The organism is Desulfonatronum sp. SC1, assembly GCF_003046795.1.
GTDB lineage: Bacteria > Desulfobacterota > Desulfovibrionia > Desulfovibrionales > Desulfonatronaceae > Desulfonatronum.
Map to the genome: position 1 here is coordinate 232,180 of NZ_PZKN01000001.1, position 26,021 is coordinate 258,200.

The following is a 26,021-nucleotide window of genomic DNA, read 5'->3' on the forward strand; positions in this document are numbered from 1 at the left end:
CATGACCGACGTTTTCGCCTTTCTCGACCGCCAGATCAACGACCTGCTCCGGGTGGACGTCGGGTTCTCCACCCTTCCGGCGGCACGGCGGCGTCCCGTCTCCGCCGAAACCCTGGAAGGCTACCGGACGCGCCACGGCCTGCTCACCTCCTTTCAGGACATCACCGAACGATTGTTCACGGCTTCCCTGAAGGGCGAGGCCGACCCGCTCATCGCCAGGCTGATCGTCAACGAACAACCGGACCAGCACGGCTGGGCCCGGCACAGGGCCGTCCACGAACAGGCCGAACAGGCAGGGCGGCGCATCCGTCCGACGTTTTTTCGCACCGACGAGGTGGTTCCCGGGAAAATCTCGGAAATTCAATGTCCGGGGTCCCTGTGGTGCGTCTGCGAGCAATTGGACGGGCTGTATCGCCGGTTTCCGGACCGGTTCGGCGGCACTCCGCCGTCGTCCCTATCCCCGGCTCAAGGCTTTGCCCAAGACCTTCGCGCGCACCTTCACGCGCTCTTGGGCGTCGAACCGGTGATCCACCACCTGCTGGACAACGCTTCGGTCCAGGCCGGAATGCGCTTTTTTCTGCAACGCACCCGGGCCCACGGGGTGAAATACTACGGCTACGACAAGGGCGTGACCCCGGGGGACTGCAACTTTATCCGCGCCCACGACTTCCCGTCCCTGCTCAACGAAAACTTTTACCGCGGACGCTTTGCTTCCTGGATGGTCAAGGAACTGGAGTACGATCTGCCGCCCAGCGTTGTCTTTGATGAAAAGGTCCCCTTGGTCCTGCCGTTTTGGGAAAAGACCCGAGCCCAGTATCCGGACGCGGTGCGGGACATCTTCCCCTACACCACCCTGGTTACTCCGGACCGGTTCCAACTGGAAGACGGAAGCCGGGTGACCCTGGAGGAATTTTTTCGTCTGCCCAGAGGCGAACGGCAATATTTTCTGAAGTACGCCGGAAGCGACATCTCCCGGAACTGGGGCAGCAAGGCAGTCTATTCGGCCGCGGCCCTGACCCGAGGCATGATCGACCAACTTCAGGCCGAAATTCTGGACGGATTCGCCCGGAACCAATATTGGATTCTGCAAAAAGGCTACTCTCGGAAGGAAACCGTAACCTACCTCGAGAGAGACGGAGAAGCCCGCGAGGTGGAGGCAACCGCCAAATTCAGCGGCTTCTACGGTCCCTCGGGCCTGATCGCCATCCTGAACATGCATCGGCCGTTCTACAAGGTACATGGGTCGGAACGGACAATCGTCAGTTTGTCCTGACCCGACGGCGAACTTTCAAACAGTGGAGATGGAGATGGTCAACGCTACACAATCCTTCGTGCGCATTGCGGCCGCGGTCGTCATGCTGGTCTGTCTTTCCTCGCCCGCCATGGGCGAACAACGCTTCAGCGTGGGCTATCTGGAAGCCGGCCCGTTCTGGCTGTTCAACGAGGACATGGCGGCCGTCAATGCGTACCTCGACGGTCAAGGATGGCGGGACAAGGTCTCGTTTCCCGAAGACGCATGGCTCAGCCCGGGCTGGGAGGAGCAAGAGCAATGGGAACCCGCGGCCCGTGAACTCATGGCCCGTGACGACCTGGACCTGATCATCGCCGCGGGCACGGCCGCCACCCGGGCACTGACGGCGGTGAACAACCAGAATACCCCGATTCTGAGCATTTCCGTCGGCGATCCCCTCGCGGCCGGCTTCGTGGTCAGCCTGGAGGACTCCGGAATCGACAATTTCACCACCCGCCTGGAGCCGGACCGCTATCCCCGGATGTTCGACATGTTTCACCAGGTGGTGGAGTTCGAGAAGCTGGGATTGATCTACCAGGATACGGAAAGCGGACGGCAGTACACCAACGTGGACGATGCCCGCCGGGTGGCGGAGCGCCGGGGATTCGAAATCCTGGAATACGACAGTCTGGCCTCAGAATCCGTGGAGGATTGCCTGGCCGCGTTGCGGCATTTGATCCAGCAGGGCATGGACGCCTTCTTCATCCCTTCGCTGAACGCCTTTGACTGGGAGCAGAGCGACGCGGACCAGGTCCTCGGCTACCTGCGCCGGGAAGGCATCGCCACCTTTGCCCGCAATGGCTCCCGCGACGTCCAGGCCGGGGCGTTGATGGGCTTTTCCACCGTGGACTTCAGCCAACGCGGGGAGTTCCTGGCCCGGATGATCATCCGGATACTGGAAGGCGTTTCCCCCCGGTCCCTGAACATGGTGGACGCCGGAACCCCGAAAATCTCCTTCAACCTCGCCGTGGCCCACGAAATCGGCTTCAACCCGCCCTTCGACCTCCTGGCCGCCACCGACGAACTGTACCAGGACATCGTCCTGCCCGAGAACAGGCTGGTGAAGTGATTCGGCTCGGGTGGCTATTTGATCGCGACTGCTCAGCGCATTATCATCACAAGGCGCCCTGGCGGGCGAAATCGTTGACCATGAGCAGATAGTTCGCTTCCTGGAGCATGCGGGGAGCGCGTTATTCCAATCTGGCCAGCCGGGCTTCCCGGCGATCCATCAAGGTCCGTCCCCAGGGGGTCGTTTTTTCATTGGGGGCAAAGAACGACGGCAGGACCGGCGTCCTTCGGCCTTTTCAAACTCACCGTCAGAGGCTTCGCGGTCGGAACAGGACGAAATAGGCCACGGGGATCAGCACCAGGGTGAAGAGGGTGGAGGCGATCAGGCCGAAGATCAGGGCCCAGGCTAGGCCGGAGAAGACCGGGTCCAGGGTGATGGGCCAGACGCCCAGGGCCGTGGTCAGGGCGGTGAGTACGATGGGCTGGAGGCGGATGGCTCCGCTTTGGAGCACGGCGTCCTTGAAGTCCTGGCCCCGGTCAACGGCGGCGCGGATGAAATCGATGAGCACCAGGGAGTTGCGGATCACGATGCCGCCCAGGGCGATCATCCCGATCATGGCCGTGGCCGTGAAGAAGACCGGGTCCGCGAAGCCGTCCACCTCCCGGCCGGTGAGCAGGTTCAGCAGCCAGAAGCCGGGCATGATGCCCATCAGGGTCAGCGGAATGGCCGTCATGATCAGCAGGGGCAGGGCCAGGGACGCGGTCTGGACCACCAAGAGCAGATAGATCCCGATCATGGCCGCGCCAAAGGCCAACCCCAGATCCCGGAACACATCCACGGTGATCTTCCATTCCCCCTCTCCGGTCCAGACCACGTCGACGCCCGGAGGCGGCGGATCGCTCCGCAGCTTGGCCCGCAGGTCCAGCACGGCCTCGGCCGGGGGCAGGCCCGCGGTCTCCGCGGTGACGTAGACCACCCGGCGCAGGTTCTTGTGCAGGATGGGCTGTTCTTCCATTTCCCAGACAAATCGGCCCAACTCGCCCAGGGGCAGCATGCTCCCGTTTGCTCCGCGCACGTGCAGGGCTTCCAGGTCCGCTACGGAACCGCGCAGCTCCCGGGGCAGGATCACCCGCACGGGCAGGGTCTGGCGCTCGTGGGGGCTTTGGACCGTGGCCGGAGTCGTTCCGGCCGCGGCCATGTGCAGGGCGTGGACTAGGTCCCGGGCGCCCAGGCCGTGCAGTCCGGCTTTTTCCCGGTCCGGAACGTATGTCAGCCTGGGCCGGGGGGCGGCGCGACTGTCGTCCACGTCCACCACGAATTCCTTGGCCTCCATCTTGGCCCGGACGTGCTCCGCGCCCTGGAAGAGCAGTTCGTACGGCTGCTCCGGGCCGCCGTAGATCTCCGCCACCAGGGTGGCCATGACCGGCGGTCCGGGCGGGATTTCCACGATTTGAATGGTGGCCGACCAGTCCCGGGCGATGCGCTCCAGGTCGTTGCGCGCGGAGAGGACGATCTCGTGGCTCTGGCGGCGGCGCTCGTTCTTGGGCGTCAGGTTGATCCGGATGTCGCCCAGGTGGCCGCCTTCCCGGGCATAGTAGCGGCGGACCATGCCGTTGAAGTCCATGGGCGAGGCGATGCCGACGAAGCTGAGCACGCTGGCGGCTTCGGGCAGTCCGGCCAGGTAGGCGGCCATGTCCCGGAGCACCGCGTCCGTGGTTTCCAGGGGCGTGCCCTCGTCCATGTCCACCACCACCTGGAACTCGTCGCGGTTGTCAAAGGGCAGCATTTTCAGGGGCACCAGGCGCAGCGCGGCCAGAGAGACGGCCAGGAGCAGCAGGGCCAGGACCACGCCGACCAGGGCCGCGCGCAGCATCCGGGAGTCCAGAAACGGGCCGATGGCCACGCGGTAGGCGCGCAGGATCCAGTCCGGAACCCCGGTGGGAGTGCCGCCGGTGGTGGAAGCCCGGGGAAGAGCGACGCCGGGCCTTGTTTTGCGGCGCAGCAGCATGTGGCAGAGCCAGGGGACGATGGTCAGGGCGCAGACCGTGGAGAAGATCACGGTCAGGGGCACGGTGGCGGCCATGGGGGCCATGTACGGGCCCATCATCCCGGTGATGAAGAACAGGGGCAGGAAGCAGGCGATGATGGCCAGGGTGGACATGATCACCGGCACGAAGACTTCGGCCACCGCGCTGAGGGTGGCCCAGGCCGGGCCGGGGTGGTTCAGGCGCATGTGCCGGCGGATGTTGTCCACGTTGGTGATGGGGTCGTCCACCACCAGACCCAGGGAGAGGATCAGGGCGAAGAGGGTCACCCGGTTGATGGTGTAGCCCAGCAGATGGCTGCTGAACAGGGCCAGCGAAAAGCTGACCGGAATGGCCACGGCCACCACCAGGGCGGCCCGCCAGCCCAGGGTCAGGGCCAGCACGATCACCACCGTGGACACGGCGAAGACCAGGGACCAGAGCAGATCGGTCACCTTGTTCTGGGCGGTTTGGCCATAGTCCCGGGTGATTTCCATATGCACGTCCGTGGGCAGCACCAGGGGCCGCAGTTCCGTTGCCGCGGCCAGAAGGTCGCGGGTCACGGCCACGGCGTTGGCCCCGCGCTGCTTGGCCAGGGCCAGGGTCACCGCGGGCATTTCCAGGGAATGGCCGCCCCCGTGCAGGTTCCGCGCTTGCGCTTCGCCAAAGCGGATCCGGGTGTAGCTCGCCGGTTCGCAGGGGCCGTCCAGAACCTGGGCCACGTCTCGGAGGGAGACCGGCCGACCCTGATGCACGCCCACCACCACCCCGGCCACGTCCGCTGCCGTGGTGAACCGGCCGTCCCCCAGCACGTTCAGCTCCTGGTTGCCCCGGAGCAGAGACCCGGCGCTCAGGGCCGCGTCGGCCGCGGTCAACGTCCGTTCCAGGTCGGCGAAGGTCACCCCGTGTCCGGCCATGCGCAGCGGGTCCGGCTCCACTCGGACTTCCCGGTGGCGTCCGCCGACGATCTCGGCTCGGGACACCTCCGGGATCTCGGACAGTCGGGCCAGAAATTCCTCTCCGATCCGGCGCAGCTCGAAGTCGGACCGGGTCGGGGAGTACAGGGTCACGGTGAGCACGGGCACGTCGTCGATTTCCACGGGCCGGATCAGCCAGTCCGCGACCAGCGGCGGAACCTGGTCCTCGTGCATGGTGATCTTGTTGTGCAGCTTGACCAGGGAACGTTCCCGGTCCTCGCCCACGAAGAACCGGACCGTGACCACGGCCTGGTCCCGCCGGGACACGGAATAGACGTACTCCACCCCGTCGATCTGCCAAAGCAGCTTCTCCAGCGGCGTGGCCACCAGCTTTTCCACCTCTTCCGGTCCGGCTCCCGGAGCCTGGACGATCACGTCGGCCATGGGCACGACGATCTGCGGCTCTTCCTCCCGGGGCATGACCAGCAGGGCAGCGACGCCCAGGGCCAGGGCCAGGACCAGAAACACCCCGGCCAGATGCGAGGAGAGAAACGGGGCCACCATTGCCGCGACGAGCCCGGGAGGTCGGGTGGGGCGAGGGGGAGAAGCGGATGCGGTCATGATCAGGGAGCGGGGTGCAGCCAGAGGAGTTCGCCGCCTTCCAGGCCGGAAAGGACCTCGACCATCTCGTCATGGGCGCGGCCCAGGCGCGTGTGGCGCAGGACGTAGGTGGAGTCGTCGCGGATTACCGCGACCAGCTCCAGTTGTCCGACGCGCAGCACGGTCCGGGCATCGACGAGCACCACCGGTTCAACATGCATGGGAATGCGCAGCCGGACGAACATGCCCGGCCGAAGATTCGTGGCCGAGAGGTCGGCGGGCCAGAGGTCGTCCGGGTCCGTGGCGCGCAGGGCGGGCGGGGAGAGCGGGACCAGCTTGACCAGAAAGGTGCGCGAGTCCGTGGACGCCCCGGGCTCGACTTCGTCCACGACCACCGGGAACTCCCGGTTCAGGGCGTCTACCCGGGCCGTGAATTCCGCCCCCGGCGTCAGCAGGTGGTGAAACCGCTCCGGCGCCTGGACCTCCAGGCGCAAATCCGGACTGTGCAGCAAAAGCAGGGTTCGTCCCGGCTGGACCACGTCTCCGGGTTCCACGGAGCGGCGGGCGATGATTCCATCCTCGGAAGCCGTGATGGTGGTATGGCCCAGAGCCACCGTGAGCTCTTGAATCCGCTGCTCCAGCCGCAATTGCTGGGCTTTCAGTTCCTGGATGCTTTGCTCGGCCTGGCCGCTCTCGGCTCTGGCGGCCAGAAACGCGGCACGGGCGTGGTCCAGTTCCTGGACCGCGGACGCGCCCTGGGCGTGCAAGGCCTCGATCCGGGCAAAGTCGGCCTGGGCCAGGTCGAATCCGGCCTGGGCCTTTTCAAGGCCCTGATGCGCCCGCTTCAGCGCGGAGCCCAGGGCGTCCAGGTCGTGGCGGCCCTGGGCCAGGCGGGCCTGAAGTTCCCGGTCGTCCAGTACCAGCAACGGCTCCCCGCGGCGGACCCGCTGTCCCGAACGGACCAAGACATGGCGGACCTCGGCCTGAACCTGGGCGCTGACGGCTGTCTCGCCCCTGGGCCGAACCTCGCCCACGGCCTCGACCCAGGCCGGAACGGTTGTCCGCAAGGCAACCGTGGTTTCCGCTCCCAGCGGCAAGGCCCCTCTCTGGACGTCGGGCGGGGATGGTACGGGCGGAGCGTCCTTGAGCAGCATCCATGCACCTCCCAGCAGGAGGATCAGCAGGATGACGGGAAGGAAAAGCAGCGGGCGCGGGAAGATGTGGGGCATGGGGAGGAAATGGAGTTGTTTGCCGGAAGCGGCATGCTCTCCGGAAGTTTGGGTTATCGACTTATGGCCCGCACCTTGTCAAATTGGTTCGGATGAGTCGGATTCATTGAAAGGCTTCGGCGGAAGGTTTAAGACGGAGGCATGTCGATACGAATATCGCTTGAAAACAAGGAGGCTCCGGTGTTGACGTCGATGCAGGCCCTGCGGGAGCAGATTCAGCGTAACTGCGCCGTTTCCGACGCCAATTTCAGCGGTGCGTTTTCCTTGTGCGGGCTGTTGCTGCGGATGCGGGAGCTGTACAAGTGGGAAGCCGGGCTGGCTCCCTGGGAGGAACCGGAGCACGGCCTGATTCTGGACTGGGTCGAGCAGCGGGAAGAGCTGTGGCAAGAACTGGAAGGGAGAGGCTGCGAAACGCTGCTCCTGGAGGGCCAGGAGCTGGACCCGTTCGAGGTGGAGCGGATCAACCAGCGGCTGGCGTCCCGGAACCTGCTCTACGGCGCGGGCTACGTGCTGGGGATGAAGCCCAGTTTTCTGCTGGCGGAGCCGGTGGAATCGCAACTGGTCGAAGGGCTGCGGGTGTTCACGGTGGACCGGGAGCTGTGCCGGGATATTTTCGCGACCCCGGTGATGCGCCAGGGAGAGCGCGTCATCGCCCGCCGCCAGGCCATGGCCTTTCTGCTCTGGGACGTGATCCAGGAGCAACGCCCTTCGGTGCGCCCGGCCCTGGGCTACGCCCTGGCCGGGTATGGGCTGAATTCGCAAGACCTGCTGCGTCAACCCGGTGCGCACGGGGCGGTCTACCAGCGGATGGTGGCCGAAGAGTTACGGGTCTGGGTGTATCACGAGATCGGCGAAGCCCTGGAGGACGCCTTTCCCGGCGACGTCTGGCACCAGATGGTGGCCAACACCTGCCAGACCCTGGCCGAAGTGTTCATCCGAGCGGTCAAGGACCTCCTGGCCGACACCCATCCCCAAGGCCTGCTGGCCCGGATGATCCAGGAGGACCGCAAGCCGTCCCTGGGGCTGTACCTGGCCATGATGCGCCCCCTGTCCAAGATGCTCTTCCCGGGCATCTTCTCCGTGTTTCCGGACTTCGTCCGTTCCGGAAACTGGAGCGAAGTGGACCAAGCCCGGGGCAAGGCCCATGTCGCGGGCCGGAACCTGGCCGCCAGACTCGTGGACATCCACGCCGCCGCCGACCCGTTTGATCACGCCCGGACCGTGGAACGGATCATCGAGGAGGTGATCCGGCCGTTGGGGATTGTCGACGGGATGGAAGTGGAGGCGGAAGGGGAGCTTCCATCGAAGTAGTTTCCATCCGGAAACTGTTTTTTGTTCCGGATGCTGAAACTGCCGGTTTTCAATTCGGAAACGAGCAATTTTTCTTTTGGCAAGGAAGTCAATCAATTATGAGGAAGCGTATATCAATGCGTTGACGAAATAATTGTGAAGACTGACGCAGCCAAAAAAAAAGGGCCGTTTCCGGATGAAAACGAAGTAGTTCCAGGAAATTGGGCACGACATCGGCCTGGATGAAAGATCTCTTGGCCGCTCGGTGACCGAGCGTGTCTTAACTCATCGGCCTTGGACATTTTTACCGCCTTGCCGTCAGGTTTTTTTTAACAGCCCGCAGATTCGGGCTTTATCAGTAGACAGCTACAGGAGGTGCATCATGCGTGTCGCGGTATTCAGCACAAAAGGCTATGACCGGGAGTTTCTGGACGCGGCTAACGAACAGGCCAGCCATGAACTGCTGTATTTTGAAACCCGCTTGACCTCGGAAACCTGTTCCCTGGTTCAGGGGGTCGATGCGGTCTGCGTGTTTGTCAACGACAGTGTGGATAAGGTCGTGCTGCAGGCCATGGCCGAGGCCGGGGTGAAGCTTCTCGTGCTGCGTTCCGCGGGATTCAACCATGTGGACCTGAAGGCGGCATCAGACCTCAAGATCACTGTAGTCCGGGTGCCGGCCTATTCGCCCCATGCCGTGGCCGAACACACCCTGGCCCTGATTCTGGCCCTGAACCGGCACATCCACCGGGCCTACAACCGGGTGCGCGAGCGCAACTTCGCCCTGGACGGGCTGCTGGGCTTCGACGTTTTCGGGAAGACCGTGGGCGTGGTCGGGACTGGGAAGATTGGGACGGTTTTCAGCCGTCTGATGTCCGGTTTCGGCTGCGAGCTGCTCGGTTATGATCCTCGTCCCAATGATGAATGCAAGGCCTTGGGGGTGCAGTACGTCCAGCTCGACGAGCTGCATGAACGTTCTCACATCATCAGCCTGCACTGCCCCCTGACGCCGCAAACCCGGCATTTGATCAACCGTGAATCCCTGGCCAGGATGCGCCAGGGGGTGATGCTCATCAACACCAGCCGCGGGGCCATTGTCGATACCAGGGCGGTCATCGTCGCGTTGAAGTCCGGCAGGATCGGCAGCCTGGGTCTTGACGTGTACGAAGAGGAGGCGGACCTCTTCTTTGAGGACCTGTCCGACGAGGTCATCCAGGACGACGTCTTCGCCAGATTGCTGACCTTTCCCAACGTCCTGATCACCGGCCACCAGGGCTTTTTCACCAGGGAGGCCCTGCGCAACATCGCCGAAACCACCCTGACCAACGTCACCGCCTTTGCCGAGGGACGCAAAGATTACCACGAAGTCACCCTGAACATGGCGAAGGTCGGGTGACGGGAAAGGGGTCAGGTCTCGTATTTCAATTTTCTTTCTCGTTCCGGCGGGGATCAGCGAGGAGTCTCCCTGGAAGAAGCTCACCGGGCAATGTATCTTGGGGGAGGAACTTTTTCTGGAAATGTTTTTTCCATTTTTCCAGAGGACATCCGGATTCATTGAAACCCCTCGGGTTCAACGCTTTGCACTGCGACCTCCACTCGAGAAACTTTTTCCAGAAGGACCGTCAAAGCCGCACAGGAACAAGACCATTGCAACAGACACATTGGGCACGGCTATTCCCAGCAGTCTATTGCCGCGCATCTCGGGCTTCATTATGCCACCGTCAGCAGGATCATCAAAAAAGAACGAGATAAGTCAAAAAACAAGACCTGACCCCGTACTCGCTGGGCGGGAAGTGAATTCTGGGGGTGCGTCGACTTTCCGGATTGCAAGGGGACGCGGTCGATGGATGTTGAAAAGACCTGAGAAGCCGGAATCTTGCAGTACCCATTTTGGGCTAAAATGGCGATCCAATGCAACATTTCAGCAGATTATCACTAGAGGAAGGGCGATGATGAGAATGCACAACCCACCCCATCCCGGCGAGGTTCTGCGCGAGCTGTGCATAGAATCGCTCGGTATTTCGGTTACGGATGCCGCACATGCCCTTGGCGTGAGCCGGAAAACGCTTTCCGCGATCCTGAACGGTCGTTCCGGCATCAGCCCGGAAATGGCGCTTCGTTTGGCCAAGGATCTCAAGGTGCGGAATCTCATGCGGCATAACCAGCGGTTAATGGGTACGCCGCCTTGCTGTGCCCCGTAGCCGTTAAGTTAAACATTTTTGCTGGTTGATAATTCCGGGGCTGTGCTGTTCAGGCTGTGAGTTTCATGTTTCAACAGTCCGAGAAGCTCAGTGTTCAACAAAGTGAGCAGTATCTTGAAGGGAATATGCTAAAATACAAGACCTGAACCCAGTTTTCTTGGAGCTTGTCAGGGGGTATGCCAGTACCTGGAGGCTGCTGCTGCAATATGACGAAGACAGCCTGCCGTTGCCTGACGCCTCCCGACCGAGCCGGGGGATTCTGGACATCGACCATGCCAAGTCCGCCATTGAGGGGCTGAAGGCCGACCTCATGGCCGGAGGCGAGACCTCGGATCTGTTCGGCCGGGAACAAGGCCACGGTCTGGCTGCGATTCTGGGGGCCATCGAACAGACCATGTTCGGCGAGCCCCTGTACCCAGCCCCTGTATCTGAGCCGGGAAATCAAGGCCGCCCATCTGCTGTACTTCGTGATCAAGGACCACCCCTTCTCCGACGGCAACAAGGGCATCGGCTCCTTCCTCTTCCTGCTCTACCTGCACCAGGAAGACATGGCCGCGCGAATCGGCGACGCGGGCCTGACCGCCCTGGCCCTGCTGGTGGCCGAAAGCCTGCTCGTGAACAAGGATCTGCTGGTTCGTCTGGTCGTCAACCTGCTGATGGAATCCTGAAAAACATGCCCCGCGCCAACTCTCGTAATCCTGCATCCGCCCTTCAGGTCAGGTTCTGGCGGGACCCGGATCTGCCGGGTGTCGAGGTGCGCTTCTCCAGCTACAATGAAGAGGCGTTTCGCAAACACACGCATGACGCCTACTCCGTCGGACTCATTGAAACGGGCCGCACCACGTTCTTCCTGGAAGGGGACGTGCATTCCGCCTCCGCCGGGCAGATGGCGCTCATCCCTCCGGGAGCTGTGCATGCCTGCAATCCTGATTTCGATTCCGAAATGGCCTACCGGATGTTCTACGTGGACGGAAGCTGGCTGACGGAGGCGGCGGAGGAGGTCCTCGGGACCGGAACCCCGTTGCCGGTCTTCAGGACTCCGGTCGTGGACGACCCGGAACTGTTCGCGGCTTGGCGCGACCTGCACCTGACCATCACCCGCGGCGCGGACAAGCTGGAGAAGCAGTCGCGGCTCGTCCAGTGTCTGTCCAGCCTGGTTGCCGGCCATGCCGTGCCCGGGCAGACCAGGGCGCCGGGGAAGGCGGCCGGGGTCGTGCATGCCATCCATGCCCATCTTGCCGCCCGTTTGGAGGAAAACGTCACACTGGACGATCTTTCCGCGCTCACCGGCCTCAGCCGTTTCCATCTGCTGCGCACCTATCAGGAGGAAGTGGGCCTTCCGCCCCATGCCCACCAGAACCAGCTCCGGGTAGACCGGAGCAAGGCGCTGTTGGCGAACGGAATGTCCATCAGCCGCGTGGCGGCCGAGACCGGGTTCGTGGACCAGAGTCACTTCACCCGCGTCTTCAAGCAGTTTACCGGGGCCACGCCGCGACAGTATCAGTCCGTCGGCCGCTGATCCGATCACCGCAATTCCGTACCAGACAGGCGAACCCCGCACAGGGTAGTCTCTGATCAACAAAGGAGGACGGAATGCAACTGTGGCAGCAGGCGATGATCGGATTGGCCCGTAGCAAGCGGGTGACGAGGGCAATGCAGGGGTCAACGGTGATGGGGGCCTTTTCCCAGCGGTTCGTGGGGGGAGAGGACGGGAAGGCCGCGATTGCCCGCGGCGGGAACCTGCGGGAATCCGGGATCAGCGCGTCCCTGTTCTACCTGGGAGAGTACGTGGAAGAACCAACGCTGGTGGACCGGAACGTCGCGGAACTGGAGGGCGTGGTTCCGGGTCTGGCCGAAGCGGGTCTGGACGTCCACGTTTCCGTGGACCCCACCCAGGCAGGCTCGATGATCTCCTGGGACCTCTGCCGGGAGAGGGTGACCGGCCTTGCCCGGACGGTTGCCGCGCAGACAGGCGGGCGGCTTCGGGCGGTCATGCTGGACATGGAGGATTCCTCGGTCACGGACCGCACCCTTGAACTCCACTCCGCCCTCCGGGACCAGTCGCTCCCCGCCGCGGTAACTGTCCAGTCCTACCTGCACCGGACCGAGGACGACCTCGATGATCTCGTCCGGTGCGGGGCCATGGTCCGGCTGGTCAAAGGCGCCTTTGCCGAACCGGCCGACAGGGCGTTCACCTCCAGGAAAGAGCGAGACCGGTCGTACCGTCGCTGCATTGAATCGCTGTTCAGTCGGCGCGCCAGGGAAGCGGGCGCGTACCCGGTCCTTGGAACGCACGACCACGCCATGATCGCGTTCGCCTCGGAGGTAGCCGCCCGCAACAAATGGCCCAGGGACAAGTGGGAGGTTGAGATGCTCTACGGCGTCAGACCCGACTACCAGTGGCAACTGGTGGAACAGGGGTACTCCCTGCGACTGTATGTGCCCTTCGGTCGCGACTGGTGGCCCTACTCCATCCGTCGCGTCGGAGAAAACCCCCGCAATCTGTGGTTCGTCCTGCGCTCCCTTTTCCACTGATGAGGCCCCGGGGTAGGGAGCTTTTGCCGTCGATGAGATTATGGGAAGGTATTTTCGATGAGTTGTATAATTGCAGGCGGTTAAATTGATTGTTCAAGGCTTCCTCTGGGGAGGGCTTTCGTGGAGCAGGCCGCGCAGCACGTTCAGGTTGCGGATGTCGTCTTTGAGGTCTTTTTCCTTGGGCGTTTCCAGGATCATGGACAGGTGGGCCAGGGGGGCGATTGCTTCTCTTGGCCGGAAAAACTATGACGGGCCACTGACGCGCCGCATGACGCTTAATGACTCTCGTGGCGTGCCCGTGAGGCTTGACAGACTGCACCGCACCCCTCAGCCCCTCAACCCGCGAGCGACAATGAAGGATTTCGATCAATTCCGGAAACTGCTGGACGAGCAGTGCCAGTGGCCCTCGGTGTACACCTTCAAATTCATCGTGCCCAAGGCCCGGGCGGAGGAACTGCTGGCTGTTTTCAGGTCCTGCCCGGAAGTCTCGGTGCGGGAATCGAGCCAGGGAAAGTATCTGAGCGTCACGGCGAACATGCTCATGTCCTCCAGCGACGGGGTCGTGGCGGTGTATGAGGCCGTGGCGGGGATTGAGGGCATCATCGCGCTGTAACTCCAAACGACCACACATTGAATTTTTGATTATGCCTGAAGACACACTCTTGGCGGCTCCCGCCGCCTCTTCCCCGGTTTGCCGCGAGCTCACGGTTTCGGAACTGCGCCGGACCGGTTCGGAATCCGGCCTTGCATCGCCTTCGGGCGCTGGTCCGGATCATTCGCACTGGTTGCTGGATCTCGAATTGTCGGAGGGTTTCCCCGGCGAGGATGGATGGACGCCCGGACAGTTCGTGATGCTACGGCCGGTTTCCTGGGCCTTCGAACCCTTGTGGGCCAGGCCCTTTTCCATCTGTATGCTGGAGCGGGGCGTATTGCGCATTTTTTTCCAGGTGGTCGGCCGGGGGACCAGGGCCATGAGCGCCTTGCGCCGCGGGGACCGGGTCGTTGTCTGGGGGCCGCTGGGCCGGGGGTTCGTCGTGGAGCCGGAGACGTCCACGCTGCTGTTGGCCGGAGGCATTGGGCTGGCGCCGTTCATCGGTTACGCCCGGCGTCATCCCCGGCCCGACAAGGCGCGGCTTTTTTTCGGCCATCGCCCGGAAATCGCCGAATACCCTCTGGATCTGCTGCCGGAAGCCGTGGTCGTGGAAGCCTCCCGCCAGACCTGCGCCGAGGAATTGGCCTGCTTCGTGGGCGATCTGGAGCGCCGAATCGCGGAATACGCCGCCAGGCAGGGGCTGATTCTGGCCTGCGGGCCGCATCCGTTTCTGCAAGCCGTCCAGTCCCTGGCCCTGAAACACCGGGCCAGGACGCAGCTTTCCCTGGAGAACCGCATGGCCTGCGGGGTGGGGGCGTGCCTGGGGTGCGTGACCGAGACGACGAATCAGGGCTTGCCGGTGAAGGTCTGCACCCAGGGGCCGGTGTTCTGGGCCCAGGACGTGAATCTTGGAGGGGCGGCATGAATCTCGCGGTGGAATTGGCCGGGCTGTGGTTGAAGAATCCGGTGCTGACCGCGTCCGGAACCTTTGGGTACGGCGTGGAGTTCGCGCCCTACGGCGACCTGACCGAACTCGGCGGGATCGTGGTCAAGGGCCTTTCCTGGGAACCCCGGGCGGGCAATCCCATGCCTCGGATTGCTGAAACGCCCTGCGGCATGCTCAACGCCATCGGCTTGCAGAATATCGGGGCGCGCCGTTTCGTCGAGGAAAAGCTCCCGTTGCTGCCCTGGGCCGAGGTGCCGGTCATCGCCAACCTGTACGCCTGCGACGTCGAGGACTTTGCCCGGCTGGCGGAATACCTGGCCGGGCAGGAGGGCGTCGCGGCCCTGGAGGTGAACATTTCCTGCCCCAACGTCCAGGCCGGGGGAGTGCTCTTTGGCCAGGACCCGGCCCAGGCGGCCCGGGTGACCCGGGCTGTCAAGGACCGGGCCGGGACCAAGCCGGTGATCGTCAAGCTCTCTCCCAACGTCACGGACATCACTGCCGTTGCCAAGGCCGCGGCGGACGGGGGGGCGGACATTCTGGCCCTGATCAACACCCTGTCCGGCATGGCCGTGGACGTGCGCACCCGCAAGCCCCGGCTGGCCAACGTCATCGGCGGCCTGTCCGGACCGGCGATCAAGCCCGTGGGGCTGCGCTGCGTGCTTCAGGTCAGCCGGGCCGTGGACCTGCCGATCATCGGGCTGGGGGGCATCGCCTCGGCCGAGGACGTGCTGGAGTACATCCTGGTGGGAGCGTGGGCCGTACAGGTCGGCACGGCCAATTTTCTGCGTCCGGACACGGCGTTCCGCATCACGGCCGACCTGCCGCAACTGCTGGACGAGCTGGGCGTGAGTTCGTGGGAGGAGTTTCGGGGCGCTTTGCGGGGGTGAGGTGGTCCGAGGGTTCGGTAATCATTGCTCGAATGAGTAGTTGCCCTTGAAGAACTGCTCCACGTACCAGGGAATCTGGGCCTCGTCGGAGAGGACCATGTCCAGGAGACGGACCGAGCCCAGGAGTCGGCCGAGAAAATCCAGTTTTTCCTCCATCCGGGGATAATCGTATTTCTTGATTTCCCCGCGCACCATGTCCCCCGTGTGTTCGACCCGCAGTCCCAGGCGCTTGAGAATGGCCGCGATCATCATCGCGCGCTTGGTTCGTCGCGACACGTCCGCGGCCCCGCCCTTGAACGAGAAGATGATGTAATTGTCGTTGACCTGTTGGCCGCAGTAGGTGTCGATGGTCACGAAATGGTAGCCCAGCCGGGCGTTGTAGTGCAGGTAGTCGTCGGAAATAATGGCGTAGTTCGGTCCTCCCCTGGGACTTCCGTGGTCCGGGTCGTTGAGGATCTTTTCGGCGATGAGCGCCGCGAAACCGGACAACCGGACTCCCGCCGGTCCCACCCAATGCACGCCGGGATGCTCCATGCCCCGGAGCAGAGCCAGGAACGGACGGGAGGCGATCTGTTCCCGATCCACGGCCCCTTCCTCCGGGGGCGTCTTGAATCCTCCGCCGAGGTCCAGGATGTAGGTGTTCAGGGGCAAGGGCGTCTTCAACTTGACCGCGTGGTGAACGTCTTCCTGGATGTCGTCGTCGATGCGAAACATTTCCACCATGGCTTTTTCATGGGCGAAGCGGACCACGTCGTGCAAGGTCAGGCAGCCGTCGGGGCGGAAGTCGTCGCGCTTGGGATCGATCAGGTTCAAGGGGACGACTTTTTTCAACGTGTCCTTGACCAGCCGGAACAACGGACTGCCCTTCATCAGATTGGTTCGCGGCCTGGCCTGGATCAGGGCCATCACCCGTCCGGCGTAGACGGTCCGGCGGGAGGCGTCCAAGGTGATTTCCTCGCCGTGGGGAATGACGCTGGTGGCGTTGTCCGTGCCCACCAGGGTCGGAACGCCGAACTCCCGGGCCACTGAGGCCATGTGCCCGGTGACGCTGCCCACGTCGGTGATGATTCCCCGGATCTTGCCCATCAGCGGCACGTACAGGGTCGAGGTCTGAGGGGCGATCAGAATCGCTCCTTCGGGCACGGCGGTCAGGTTGTGCTCGGTCTTCAGAACGAAGGCCGGACCGCCGGCCGTGCCGGCAGCGGCCGTGGTGCCGCCGCACAACAGGACGTCATGCCCTTCCAGGGCCGTGGCCTCCGCCTCGGCGCAGGCTCGAGGGTCCTGCTCCGGCAGCGTCAGGTTCAAGGGCCGGGCCTGCAGAATGAAGAGCTTGCCAGCCTGGTCCATGGCCCATTCAATGTCCAAAGGGCGTTTATAGTGCCTTTCCAGCATTCGTCCGTATTCGGTTAAAGCGTGGACCTCGTCGCCGCTCAGGCAGGGTTGGTCCCGCAGATGCTCTTCCACAGGGACGTCGTGGATCCCGCCTTCGGGGTTCATGGCGATTCGCCTAGCCTTGCGCGCTCCGACGTATTCCGGCTCGCTTTTCTCGGAATGCACCCGCCACAAATCCGTGGGCATGGAGCCGTCCACCACGCTCACGCCCAGGCCCCAGGCCGCGCTGATGATCAGGTTATGGCTTTCCGGCTCGTTGGGGTCCTGGGTGTACATCACCCCGCTGACCCGGGCGTCGACCATGTTCAGGCAAAGCACGCACATGACCATGTCCTGGTCCCGGTAGCCCACGCTGCGGCGGTAAAAGACCGCGCGAGGATTGTACATGCTGGCCACGACTTCCTTGTAGGCGTCGAGGATGGTGTCCTGGGTGACGTTGAGGACCGTGGAGTGCTGACCGGCGAAGGAGGATTCCGAATCCTCGCCCGTGGCGCTGCTGCGGACGGCGAGCCGGGTTTGCGGCCCGAACTCGCGAAACAGCTCCTTGGCCTCGTAGAAGATGCGGCATTCCAGGTCTTCGGGCAGCGGGGCGGCCATGATCAGTTGCTGCACGGCGGTGCAGGCCTTGGTGAGTTGCGTGGTGTCCTGGATGTCCACGCCTTTCAGTTCGCCGCGGATGGCCTCGTACAGCCCCGCGGAGCGGAAAAAATCGTGACAGGCGTAGGCCGAGACCGCGAACCCCTTGGGCGTGGGCAGGCCGACGCGGTTGGACACTTCGCCCAGGTTGGCCGCCTTGCCGCCGACCTGGCCCATATTTTCATGGCTGAGTCGAACCAGAGGGAGCACGAGACAGGTTTTTTCCAGCTTGCGTTGCCTGGTCAATCCTCGCAGAACCTGGATGCCGATCCGTTCAGCCGCGCCGAACAGCTCCGAATACTTGCCGCCGGAAAGCGCGTTCAGGTCCTCGGACAGTTCGTAGACCACGCCCACCAACTCCTCGCACTGGCAGAGAACCTCGTCGAAGGTGAAGGGCTGGGAGTCGTAGAGTAGATTTTCCAAGGCGTTGATCAACTGCAAGGCCTTATTGTTGTGGCTGAGCAGTTTCTTGAAAAACAGGTATTTGCGTTGGAAAGCCAATTCTTCCGGTGCGATGCGCATGGTGATTTTGCTTTTGGCGATCAACTGGTCAAGCAAGGAAAACATGGAATGTGCCCGTCTCTCAACTGGAGGAGGAAAGAGGTGAAGGGGGAAATGAAAGGGAATCGTGAGTCGTCCGGTCGCGGAACTCCCAAATATGAATTCTCTACGCCGGAACCGCGAGAATGACAACAGCCCTGGTTCGCGGGGCTTGAGAAGCAGAAAGAACGGACTGGAAGACGAAACTCCGAAAAATGTACTGGAAGCCGAAGCCGTTTTCCGCTAGGAAGAGGATCGGTGCGGGCGACCGATCGGGGTTGCCGGCTTTTTCCGTATCCCGCCAAACACATCTCCACCAACGGTGCATCCATGCTTTGGCCCCACAAGGACCTGCTCTGCATTACGCAACTGACCGCGGCTGAAATCCTGTACGTTTTCCGGATGGCCCGCCGTTTCGCCGAGATCAATACCCGCCCGGTGAAAAAAGTGCCGACGCTCAAGGGCAAGAGCGTCATCCTGTTTTTCGTCGAACCAAGCACGCGGACCAAGACCTCCTTCGACATCGCGGGAAAGCGGCTCTCGGCGGACACCTATTCCCTGGCCGCCTCTTCCAGCAGCCTGCGCAAGGGCGAGAACCTCAAGGATTCGGCCCTGACCCTCCAGGCCATGCATCCGGACGCCCTGGTCCTGCGGCACCATCAGAGCGGGGCCAGCGAATTTCTGGCTCGTCGGCTGTCCTGCTCGGTGATCAACGCCGGTGACGGCTGGCATGCCCATCCCACGCAAGCCCTGCTGGACGGGTTCACCCTGAGCGAGGTCTGGGGGGACGACATGGCCGGGAAGACCGTGCTCATCGTCGGCGATATCGCTCACAGTCGGGTGGCCCGGTCCGACGTGCTGCTGTTCACGGCCCTGGGGGCCCAGGTTCGGATCTGCGCGCCGCGGACCCTGTTGCCCGCTGGAGTGAGGCAGTGGCCGGTGGAGGTATTTTCAGATCTGACCGAGGCGTGCAAGGGCGTGGACGCGGTCGTCTGTCTGCGGTTGCAGTTGGAACGCCAAAAGGCCGGGCTTTTGCCCGACCTGCGGGAGTATGCCAGGACCTACGGCCTGGGAGCCCGACATCTGAGTAAAGCCAATCCAGGGGTGCTGGTGATGCATCCCGGGCCCATGAACCGAGGGGTGGAAATCGACGCGGCCCTGGCGGACGCGGAAAACAGCCTGATTCTGGATCAGGTCTCCGCCGGCGTGGCCACCCGCATGGCCTTGCTGTTTCTCTTTCTGACCCGCAAAGACGCTACGGACCAGGGCGACGCGCGGGGCGATCAGGTCGAATCCCCTCAACCTCAATCTCCGTCGCTTCAGGAGGACTAGGCCATGCCCGGACCGGATCTCATCGTGCGCAACGTGCTCTGGCAGGACGAACTGGTCAGCCTGTGGATCGAGCAAGGCGTGGTGCGGCGCTTGGCCCCGCCGGACGAACCGTGCTCCGAGGGTGAACAGCTGCACGGCGGCGGAGCGCTGCTCTTGCCCGGGCTGATTGACGCCCATGTCCATCTGCGCGAGCCCGGGTTCGAATACAAGGAAGACATCGCTTCCGGCCTGGAGGCCGCTGCCCGGGGCGGGTTTTCCGCCGTGCTGGCCATGGCCAACACCAGGCCGGTCAACGACTCCGCGGCGGTTACGTCATTCATGCGCGACAGGGCCGCCGCGACCCATCCTTTGGGACCGCGCCTGCATCCCGTCGGGGCGTTGACCAAAGGCTTGGTCGGTCAAGAGCTGGCCCCGCTGGCGGAGCTGGCCGAGGCCGGATGCGTGGCCTTTTCCAACGACGGCCTGCCGGTGGCCAGTCCGGACCTGTTTCGTCGGGCCATGGAGTACGCTTCCGACCTGGGCCTGGTGGTGATCGATCACTGCGAAGACCCGGTCCTGGCCGAGGGAGCGAGCATGAATGAAGGCCGGATCAGCGGTCTGCTGGGCCTCAAGGGGCAGCCGGTGGTGGCCGAGAGCATGCAGGTGGCCCGGGACATCCTGCTGGCCGAATACCTGGACCTGCCGATCCATCTGGCCCATATTAGTTGTCGGCAATCCGTGGAGCTGATCCGCTGGGCCAAGGCCCGTGGAGTGCGGGTCAGCGCCGAGACCTGCCCGCATTACCTGCTCTGGACCGAGGAAATGGTCCAGGGATACAACACTCTGGCCAAGGTCAATCCTCCCCTGCGCACCGACGACGACGTGCTGGCCCTGCGCCAGGCCGTGAGGGAAGGGGTGATCGACATCCTGGTCACGGACCACGCGCCCCACGCGGACCACGAGAAGGAAGTCCCCATGGACGAGGCCCCCAACGGGATCAGCGGGCTGGATACGGCCTTGTCCCTGAGTTGGAAGCTGGTTCGCGAAGGCGTATTGTCGCCGCAAGACCTTTGCGCGCTGTGGTCCGCGCGACCCGGAGCGCTGTTTTCCCTGCCGGTGAACCGTTTTCAGCCCGGCGATCCCGCGGACTTCATTCTCTTCAACCCGGACCTGGAATGGACGGTCACCCCGGAAACGCTGCGCTCCAAAGGCAAGAACACTCCATGCCTTGGGCAAACACTGCCGGGGCGGGTCGTGGCACACGGGATTGCCGGTAAAATTTTGTTTCATAACGTCGATGCATCGTAAGGAGCTGATATGGGGCAACCACTGAAGGATGCCGTGGGCATCTGCAAGACCATCATGCGCAACGGGTTTGATGCCTACGTGATCAATGCCCGGTTGCAGGAAAAAATACTGGAAGGCGGGGCGGAACGAGAGATCGACATCAGCACGGACGCGGACTTCGAGGACCTGAACAAGCTGTTCCCTCTTTTCGAACCCGGTACGACCCCGGACGTCACCGGAACGTTGAAGGAAGGCGACGTCCTGATCCGCGTTTACCCCGCGGATGTCGAGGACGGGTCCTATCCCGAGGAGTGCGTGGCCCGGTTCACTCCGGGGATGATTAAGGCCCTGGAAAAGACCGAAGGAGGCCTGCCGCTGCAATTGGCCTGCCCGTACATGCCCAAGGCCAAGGAGTTGTATGACGGTTTCGCGGACATCGGGGCCGGGGAGATCCGGTTCCAGGGCATCCCGGACGAGACCCTGAAGCAGAACTATTTGCGCGGCGTGCGCGCGTTACGCTTCGCAGCCAACTTTCAACTGCCCATTGAGCCCAACTCTTGGATGACCATCGTCCGGTCCGCCCGGCGCATCCTGGACTACGTCTCGGTTTCGGACATCATGGACGAGTGGCGCAAGGTGGAAGCGGAAAATATGTGGCATTTCGTGAAGCTGCTCTACGAAAGCACCATCCTGCACGCCCTGATTCCGGAGGTCGCGGCCTTGAGCCGGGTCAAGCAGATCAAGAACCCCGAGGAGGGTGAGGAAGTCGTTCTGGATCACACCATCGAGCTGATGCGCCGATACCCGGAAGAGTTGCCCTACGACTGGTATGGAACCATGGGGTGCCTGTTCCACGACGTGGGCAAGCTGTTCACCGCGGAATACGTGGGTGGTCAGTGGACCTTCTACCAGCATCATCGGGTGGGGGCGAAGGTGGCCCGCAAGATTCTCAACCGATTGCGCTTTTCACCCGAGGAGATCGACAAGATCTGCCACCTGATCCGCAACCACATGCGGTTCCATTTCATGCTCACGGACAAGGGCATCCGTCGGTTCACGGCCCTGGACGACTACCCGCGGTTGATTGAAATCGCCAGGGCGGACGTCAAGGCCCGCAACGGCGCGTACAAGGAATTCAACCACAACATGAAAATGCTGGAACGAGCAGAGATACCGGAAGAAGCCCTGGAACCCCTGCTCAATGGTCACGAAATCATGGACTTCGCCGAAATCAAGCCCGGTCCGGCCGTGGGGCTGATCCGCGAAGCCCTGCTCCAGGCCCAGATCGCCGGCGAAGTGGCCTCGGTTCCGGAAGCCGTCGAATTCGTGCGTAGTTACCGGCAGAAGGAAAAATTGCAGTAATGTTAACGATTTTTCCTTTCAATTGGCCCCTGTCCATTGAAACCTAATCTCCTCGATTTCACGTACCCTGAACTTGAACGATTTTGTTCCGAGTTGGGGGAGGCTCCGTTTCGGGCGCGGCAGGTGTGGCAGTGGCTGTGGCAGAAGCGGGAGCGGGATTTTGGTCGGATGACCAATATCTCCAAGGAGATGCGTGAGCGTCTTGGCCGGGAGGCGGACGTTGTTTGGCCGGAGGCGGTTCAGGTCCAAACCAGCCGGGACGACGGGACGACCAAGTTTTTGCTGGCTCTGGCGGATGGTCAGCGCATTGAAAGCGTCTTGATTCCGGAGAAGGATCACTTCACGTTGTGTCTCTCCACCCAGGTCGGTTGCGCCTTCGGCTGCACGTTTTGCGCCACGGGCCGGATGGGACTGGTCCGCAATCTTACCATGGCGGAAATCTTGGGCCAGATCCTCATGGCTCAGGAGCATGTGGCCGGGCTGCCCACTGGGTTGACCACAGGCCAGGCCACGGGAGTGACCCAGGGACTGACCCAGGGCCTGGCGTTGCGCAATCTGGTGTTCATGGGCATGGGTGAGCCGTTGCTGAACTGGGAGAACCTGCGTCGCGCCCTGGAAGCATTGCACCATCCTACTGGATTGAATTTTTCCAAGCGGCGGATCACCGTGTCCACGGTGGGGGTGCCGGGTATGCTCGCGGAGCTTGGAGCCCTGGGTTTTGCTTCTCTGGCCGTGTCCCTGCACGCCCCGACCCAGGAATTGCGGGCTCGGATCATGCCCAAGGCCGCGCGGTTTCCCTTGGACGACCTGATTGCCGACCTGGCCGCCTATCCGCTGCAACCCCGACAAAAAATCACCATCGAGTACGTTATGCTGGGAGGGGTGAACGACGACCTGAGTCATGCCCGGGAACTGGTTCGGCTGCTGAACAAGGTCAAGGCCAAGGTCAACCTGATCCCCTTTCACCCTTCGCCGGAACTGCCTTATGCCGCCCCGGACATGAACCGGGTTCTGGCGTTCGAGAACCTCCTCAAAACCAAGGGGCTGCCCGCAACCTTGCGTAAAAGCAAGGGGCAAGATATTTCTGCCGCCTGTGGCCAGTTGCGGGCGGAGATGGCCGCTTTGGAATGACGGTTGAAAGAAGCTTTTTTTTCCCGGTTTTGCCGCGAAAGAGTGCGGCTTCAGCTGATCCCGTGTCTCTCTTTCTTCATTATTATTCGGAAAATTGCGGAGGAGTTTCCCCGTGAAACCTGATTTTGCGAAGTGCGACGGGCTTGTGCCGACCATCGTCCAGGACGTCGCGAGCCTGGAAGTTCTGATGTTGGCGTACATGAACGAGGAGGCCTGGGAGCAAACCCTGGCCACCGGCGAGGCCCATTTTTACAGTCGGTCCCGAAAGAAGTTGTGGCACAAGGGCGGGACGTCCGGGCACGTGCAGAAGGTCCGTTCCGTTCGGATCGACTGCGACGCGGACACGATCCTGCTTCTGGTGGAGCAGGTGGGCGGGGCGGCCTGTCACGAGGGCTATCGGACCTGCTTTTACCGGGCCAAGGAAGAAGGCGCGTGGACGACCTGCGCGCCGCTGATTTTCGATCCCAAGGAGGTTTATAAATAAATGACGACACCCAACGACCAACTCAAGCTGGGCATCCCCAAGGGTTCCCTGCAGGATGCCACCATCAGTCTGTTCGCCCGATCCGGGTGGAAAATTCATCTGCACTCCCGGAACTACTTTCCGGAGATCAACGATCCGGCCATCAATTGCAGCATCTGCCGGGCCCAGGAAATGGCCCGCTACGTGGAGGCCGGCACCCTGGACGCCGGATTGACCGGCAAGGACTGGGTCATGGAGTACGAGTCCGACGTGCACGTGGTTTCAGACCTGGTTTACTCCAAGGTCAGCTCCCGTCCCGCGCGCTGGATACTGGCCGTGGCCGGAGACTCGCCCTATCGCCGGCCCGAAGACCTGGCTGGGAAGAAAATTTCCACCGAACTGGTGAATTTTACCAAGCGCTACTTTCAGGGCGCGGGCATTCCGGTGGAAGTGGAATTTTCCTGGGGGGCTACCGAGGCCAAGGTCGTCGAGGGGTTGGCGGACGCCATCGTGGAGGTCACCGAGACCGGCTCGACCATCAAGGCCCACGGGCTGCGGATCATCGCCGAGATGATGCAAACCAACACCCAGCTCATCGCCAACAAGGTCGCCTGGGCAAATCCGGTCAAGCGGGCCAAGATCGAACAGATCGACATGCTGCTCAAGGGCGCGCTCCGGGCTGAGAAGCTGGTGGGCCTGAAGATGAACGTGCCCCAGGCCCGGGTGGACGACATCATGTCCGTGCTGCCCAGCCTGACCTCGCCCACCGTGGCCCATCTGCTGAACAGCGACTGGCTGTCCGTGGAAATCGTGGTCGAGGAAAGCGTGGTCCGCGACCTGATTCCGGATCTGGTCCAGCGAGGCGCGGAAGGGATTATCGAGTATTCCTTGAACAAGGTGATCTAGGACCGTTTCTCCGCTGACGGCGGAATCCCGGAGTGAATCATTGTGAAGAAACGGCGTGCGTCCTTTCAGAGTCCATCGCCGCGACGGAGAGAGTCGCTGTCGTGGACCTGGACGTACGCTTTTTTTGCGTTTTGCTTGAGCTTGTTGCTCTCGGGCTGCGCTGGAAATATGGCTTCCGGTCCTTCCGGGAGTGAAGAGCTTGGGGGGCTCAGCCCCCGCGAAGTCCAGGTTCGCTTGGACCTGGCTGACGCCTATCTGCGTAACGACGAGCCCCGGATGAGTCTGCGGGAGCTACTGCGGATACAGCGGGCTGCCTCGGGCTTTCCCCGCTACCAGTTCACCCTGGGCTACACCCAATTCATGCTGGGAAATTGGCCCGCCGCGGTGGAGGCCCTGGAGCGGACCGTGGCCCTGGATCCCGGCCATGCAGAGGGCTGGAACAATCTGGGCTTGGCGCATCTTGCCCTGGAAGACTTCACGGAGGCGGAGTTCGCCTTTCGTCGCGCACTTGAAATACCCACCTACCAGACTCCGGAAATTGCGGCTCTAAACTTGGCGTTGCTGCATCTGGAACGTGACGATCCAGTGGCGGCCAGACAGTACGCCGACAGGGCCATGGCACTGAACTGGCGCTTTGGTCGAGCCTATCTTCTGGCCGCGGAGATCGAGGTGGGGCAAGGGAGCTTGGAAGCGGCCGTCGACCTCTTGCGGCGGGGCGTTGAAGCGGATACGGCCAATGTCCGTGTGGTCCTGACCCTGGCTGAATATCTGCTGCTCGCCGGACGGGACCAGGAAGCCGAAAAATGGCTGCTGCTGGTGATCGAGGCTGCTCCGGACGGTCCGGAAGCGAAAACGGCCGAAGGCTACCTGCTGTCCCTGGGAAGGGTGGTTGAGCACGAATTTGAAGAAGGCGACGGCCAAGAGAGGCGAGGCTTGGAAAAAGCCGACTCGGCGACGGAATTGACGACGCCTCCAGCGCCCGCCCCAAGCTCACCTTCAACTTTGGCGACATCTTCGGCCATCTCGTCGGAAACGCTCGCGGACTCGATGTACATCGTCCAAGTTGGCGGGTTTCTTGACCAACGCAGGGCAAAAGCTTTGCGCGACGACTACGTGGCCAAGGGGTATCCGGCCGGTACCGTCGAAGTGACGCATGCGGGGCGCCAATGGGTTTTAGTATATATTGATGCATTTCGGGATCTGGATGCGGCGCAACGCCGGGCTCGGGAGTTTCTGAGCCTGGAGAACGTCGACACCGAGATAACCCGCGTCGGCATGGGGCGGTATCTACCGCTGGACTCGCCTTGAGCGGTCACGGAGCCTTCATCCCTCCTTCCCCCCGTTCTTCTTTCCCGATGTCCTGTTTTTTCGAGGATCAGTCGCAAAGCTGATTGATTTCAGTGTGATGAGCCTCTTCTGGAAAGCGGGGTGCTTTTTTGTTATTAATGACGGAATCTGACAGCCATAAACGCGGT

The 26,021-nt window shown here is 62.6% G+C and carries 21 protein-coding genes; 18 read left to right on the forward strand and 3 right to left on the reverse strand.

Features of this window, described 5'->3' with window-relative positions; all coding sequences use genetic code 11:
• The first annotated feature begins 1 nt into the window (after position 1).
• Both C6366_RS01075 and C6366_RS01080 read left to right on the forward strand, forming a co-directional pair.
• Positions 2-1,273 (forward strand): hypothetical protein, encoded by a 1,272-nt coding sequence (locus C6366_RS01075; RefSeq protein WP_107735492.1) that lies wholly within the window; start codon positions 2-4, stop codon positions 1,271-1,273.
• 34 nt (positions 1,274-1,307) lie between these two features.
• The gene (locus C6366_RS01080; RefSeq protein ID WP_158269582.1) at positions 1,308-2,360 is read left to right on the forward strand and encodes an ABC transporter substrate binding protein; all 1,053 of its coding nucleotides are present in this window, start codon (positions 1,308-1,310) and stop codon (positions 2,358-2,360) included.
• 247 nt (positions 2,361-2,607) lie between these two features.
• Here C6366_RS01080 and C6366_RS01085 read toward each other — a convergent pair whose 3' ends face one another.
• The gene (locus tag C6366_RS01085) at positions 2,608-5,862 is read right to left on the reverse strand and encodes an efflux RND transporter permease subunit (protein ID WP_107735494.1); all 3,255 of its coding nucleotides are present in this window, start codon (positions 5,860-5,862) and stop codon (positions 2,608-2,610) included.
• A gap of 2 nt (positions 5,863-5,864) precedes the next feature.
• Positions 5,865-7,070, reverse strand: a complete 1,206-nt coding sequence (locus C6366_RS01090; RefSeq protein ID WP_107735495.1) for an efflux RND transporter periplasmic adaptor subunit — start codon at positions 7,068-7,070, stop codon at positions 5,865-5,867.
• Positions 7,071-7,250: 180 nt separating this feature from the next.
• Here C6366_RS01090 and C6366_RS01095 point away from each other — a divergent pair, with 180 nt between their 5' ends.
• The 9 genes from C6366_RS01095 to C6366_RS01135 all read left to right on the forward strand — a co-directional run bounded on the left by C6366_RS01095 (position 7,251) and on the right by C6366_RS01135 (position 15,518).
• Positions 7,251-8,381 (forward strand): Sfum_1244 family protein, encoded by a 1,131-nt coding sequence (locus tag C6366_RS01095; protein WP_158269583.1) that lies wholly within the window; start codon positions 7,251-7,253, stop codon positions 8,379-8,381.
• Positions 8,382-8,742: 361 nt separating this feature from the next.
• Positions 8,743-9,753, forward strand: a complete 1,011-nt coding sequence (locus C6366_RS01100; protein ID WP_107735497.1) for a 2-hydroxyacid dehydrogenase — start codon at positions 8,743-8,745, stop codon at positions 9,751-9,753.
• Between the two features lie 553 nt (positions 9,754-10,306).
• A complete protein-coding gene (locus C6366_RS01105) occupies positions 10,307-10,558 on the forward strand; it encodes a HigA family addiction module antitoxin (protein WP_233248350.1) in 252 nt (83 codons plus the stop codon).
• Between the two features lie 440 nt (positions 10,559-10,998).
• Positions 10,999-11,226 carry a Fic family protein gene (locus tag C6366_RS19460; RefSeq protein ID WP_255412071.1) on the forward strand — a complete coding sequence of 76 codons (228 nt, stop codon included), beginning with the start codon at positions 10,999-11,001 and terminating at the stop codon, positions 11,224-11,226.
• 5 nt (positions 11,227-11,231) lie between these two features.
• Positions 11,232-12,077 (forward strand): AraC family transcriptional regulator, encoded by an 846-nt coding sequence (locus tag C6366_RS01115; RefSeq protein WP_107735499.1) that lies wholly within the window; start codon positions 11,232-11,234, stop codon positions 12,075-12,077.
• 74 nt (positions 12,078-12,151) lie between these two features.
• Entirely contained in the window at positions 12,152-13,093 is a 942-nt protein-coding gene (locus C6366_RS01120; protein ID WP_107735500.1) for a proline dehydrogenase family protein, read from the forward strand.
• A 352-nt stretch (positions 13,094-13,445) separates the two neighbouring features.
• Positions 13,446-13,706, forward strand: coding sequence for a DUF493 family protein (locus tag C6366_RS01125; protein WP_107735501.1), 261 nt, complete (start codon positions 13,446-13,448; stop codon positions 13,704-13,706).
• Positions 13,707-13,737: 31 nt separating this feature from the next.
• On the forward strand, positions 13,738-14,610 hold the full coding sequence (locus C6366_RS01130; protein ID WP_107735502.1) for a dihydroorotate dehydrogenase: 873 nt from the start codon (positions 13,738-13,740) through the stop codon (positions 14,608-14,610).
• Positions 14,607-15,518, forward strand: a complete 912-nt coding sequence (locus C6366_RS01135; RefSeq protein WP_107735503.1) for a dihydroorotate dehydrogenase — start codon at positions 14,607-14,609, stop codon at positions 15,516-15,518. The genes C6366_RS01130 and C6366_RS01135 overlap by 4 nt, the downstream gene beginning before the upstream one ends.
• A 21-nt stretch (positions 15,519-15,539) precedes the next feature.
• Here the strand turns inward: C6366_RS01135 and C6366_RS01140 are convergent, their stop codons facing one another.
• Positions 15,540-18,113, reverse strand: coding sequence for a PEP/pyruvate-binding domain-containing protein (locus C6366_RS01140; protein WP_107735504.1), 2,574 nt, complete (start codon positions 18,111-18,113; stop codon positions 15,540-15,542).
• A gap of 303 nt (positions 18,114-18,416) precedes the next feature.
• Here C6366_RS01140 and C6366_RS01145 point away from each other — a divergent pair, with 303 nt between their 5' ends.
• The 7 genes from C6366_RS01145 to C6366_RS01175 all read left to right on the forward strand — a co-directional run bounded on the left by C6366_RS01145 (position 18,417) and on the right by C6366_RS01175 (position 25,854).
• On the forward strand, positions 18,417-19,418 hold the full coding sequence (locus tag C6366_RS01145; RefSeq protein ID WP_107735561.1) for an aspartate carbamoyltransferase catalytic subunit: 1,002 nt from the start codon (positions 18,417-18,419) through the stop codon (positions 19,416-19,418).
• A 3-nt stretch (positions 19,419-19,421) separates the two neighbouring features.
• A complete protein-coding gene (locus C6366_RS01150) occupies positions 19,422-20,705 on the forward strand; it encodes a dihydroorotase (protein WP_107735505.1) in 1,284 nt (427 codons plus the stop codon).
• 9 nt (positions 20,706-20,714) lie between these two features.
• Positions 20,715-22,046, forward strand: a complete 1,332-nt coding sequence (locus C6366_RS01155) for an HD domain-containing protein (RefSeq protein ID WP_107735506.1) — start codon at positions 20,715-20,717, stop codon at positions 22,044-22,046.
• Between the two features lie 36 nt (positions 22,047-22,082).
• Positions 22,083-23,177, forward strand: a complete 1,095-nt coding sequence (gene rlmN, locus C6366_RS01160) for a 23S rRNA (adenine(2503)-C(2))-methyltransferase RlmN (protein ID WP_107735507.1) — start codon at positions 22,083-22,085, stop codon at positions 23,175-23,177.
• A gap of 112 nt (positions 23,178-23,289) precedes the next feature.
• Complete coding sequence (hisI, locus tag C6366_RS01165; protein ID WP_107735508.1) at positions 23,290-23,661, forward strand: phosphoribosyl-AMP cyclohydrolase; 372 nt, start codon at positions 23,290-23,292, stop codon at positions 23,659-23,661.
• Positions 23,662-24,546 (forward strand): ATP phosphoribosyltransferase, encoded by an 885-nt coding sequence (gene hisG, locus C6366_RS01170; protein ID WP_107735509.1) that lies wholly within the window; start codon positions 23,662-23,664, stop codon positions 24,544-24,546.
• Positions 24,547-24,714: 168 nt separating this feature from the next.
• Positions 24,715-25,854 carry an SPOR domain-containing protein gene (locus C6366_RS01175; protein WP_107735510.1) on the forward strand — a complete coding sequence of 380 codons (1,140 nt, stop codon included), beginning with the start codon at positions 24,715-24,717 and terminating at the stop codon, positions 25,852-25,854.
• Positions 25,855-26,021: the final 167 nt, after the last annotated feature.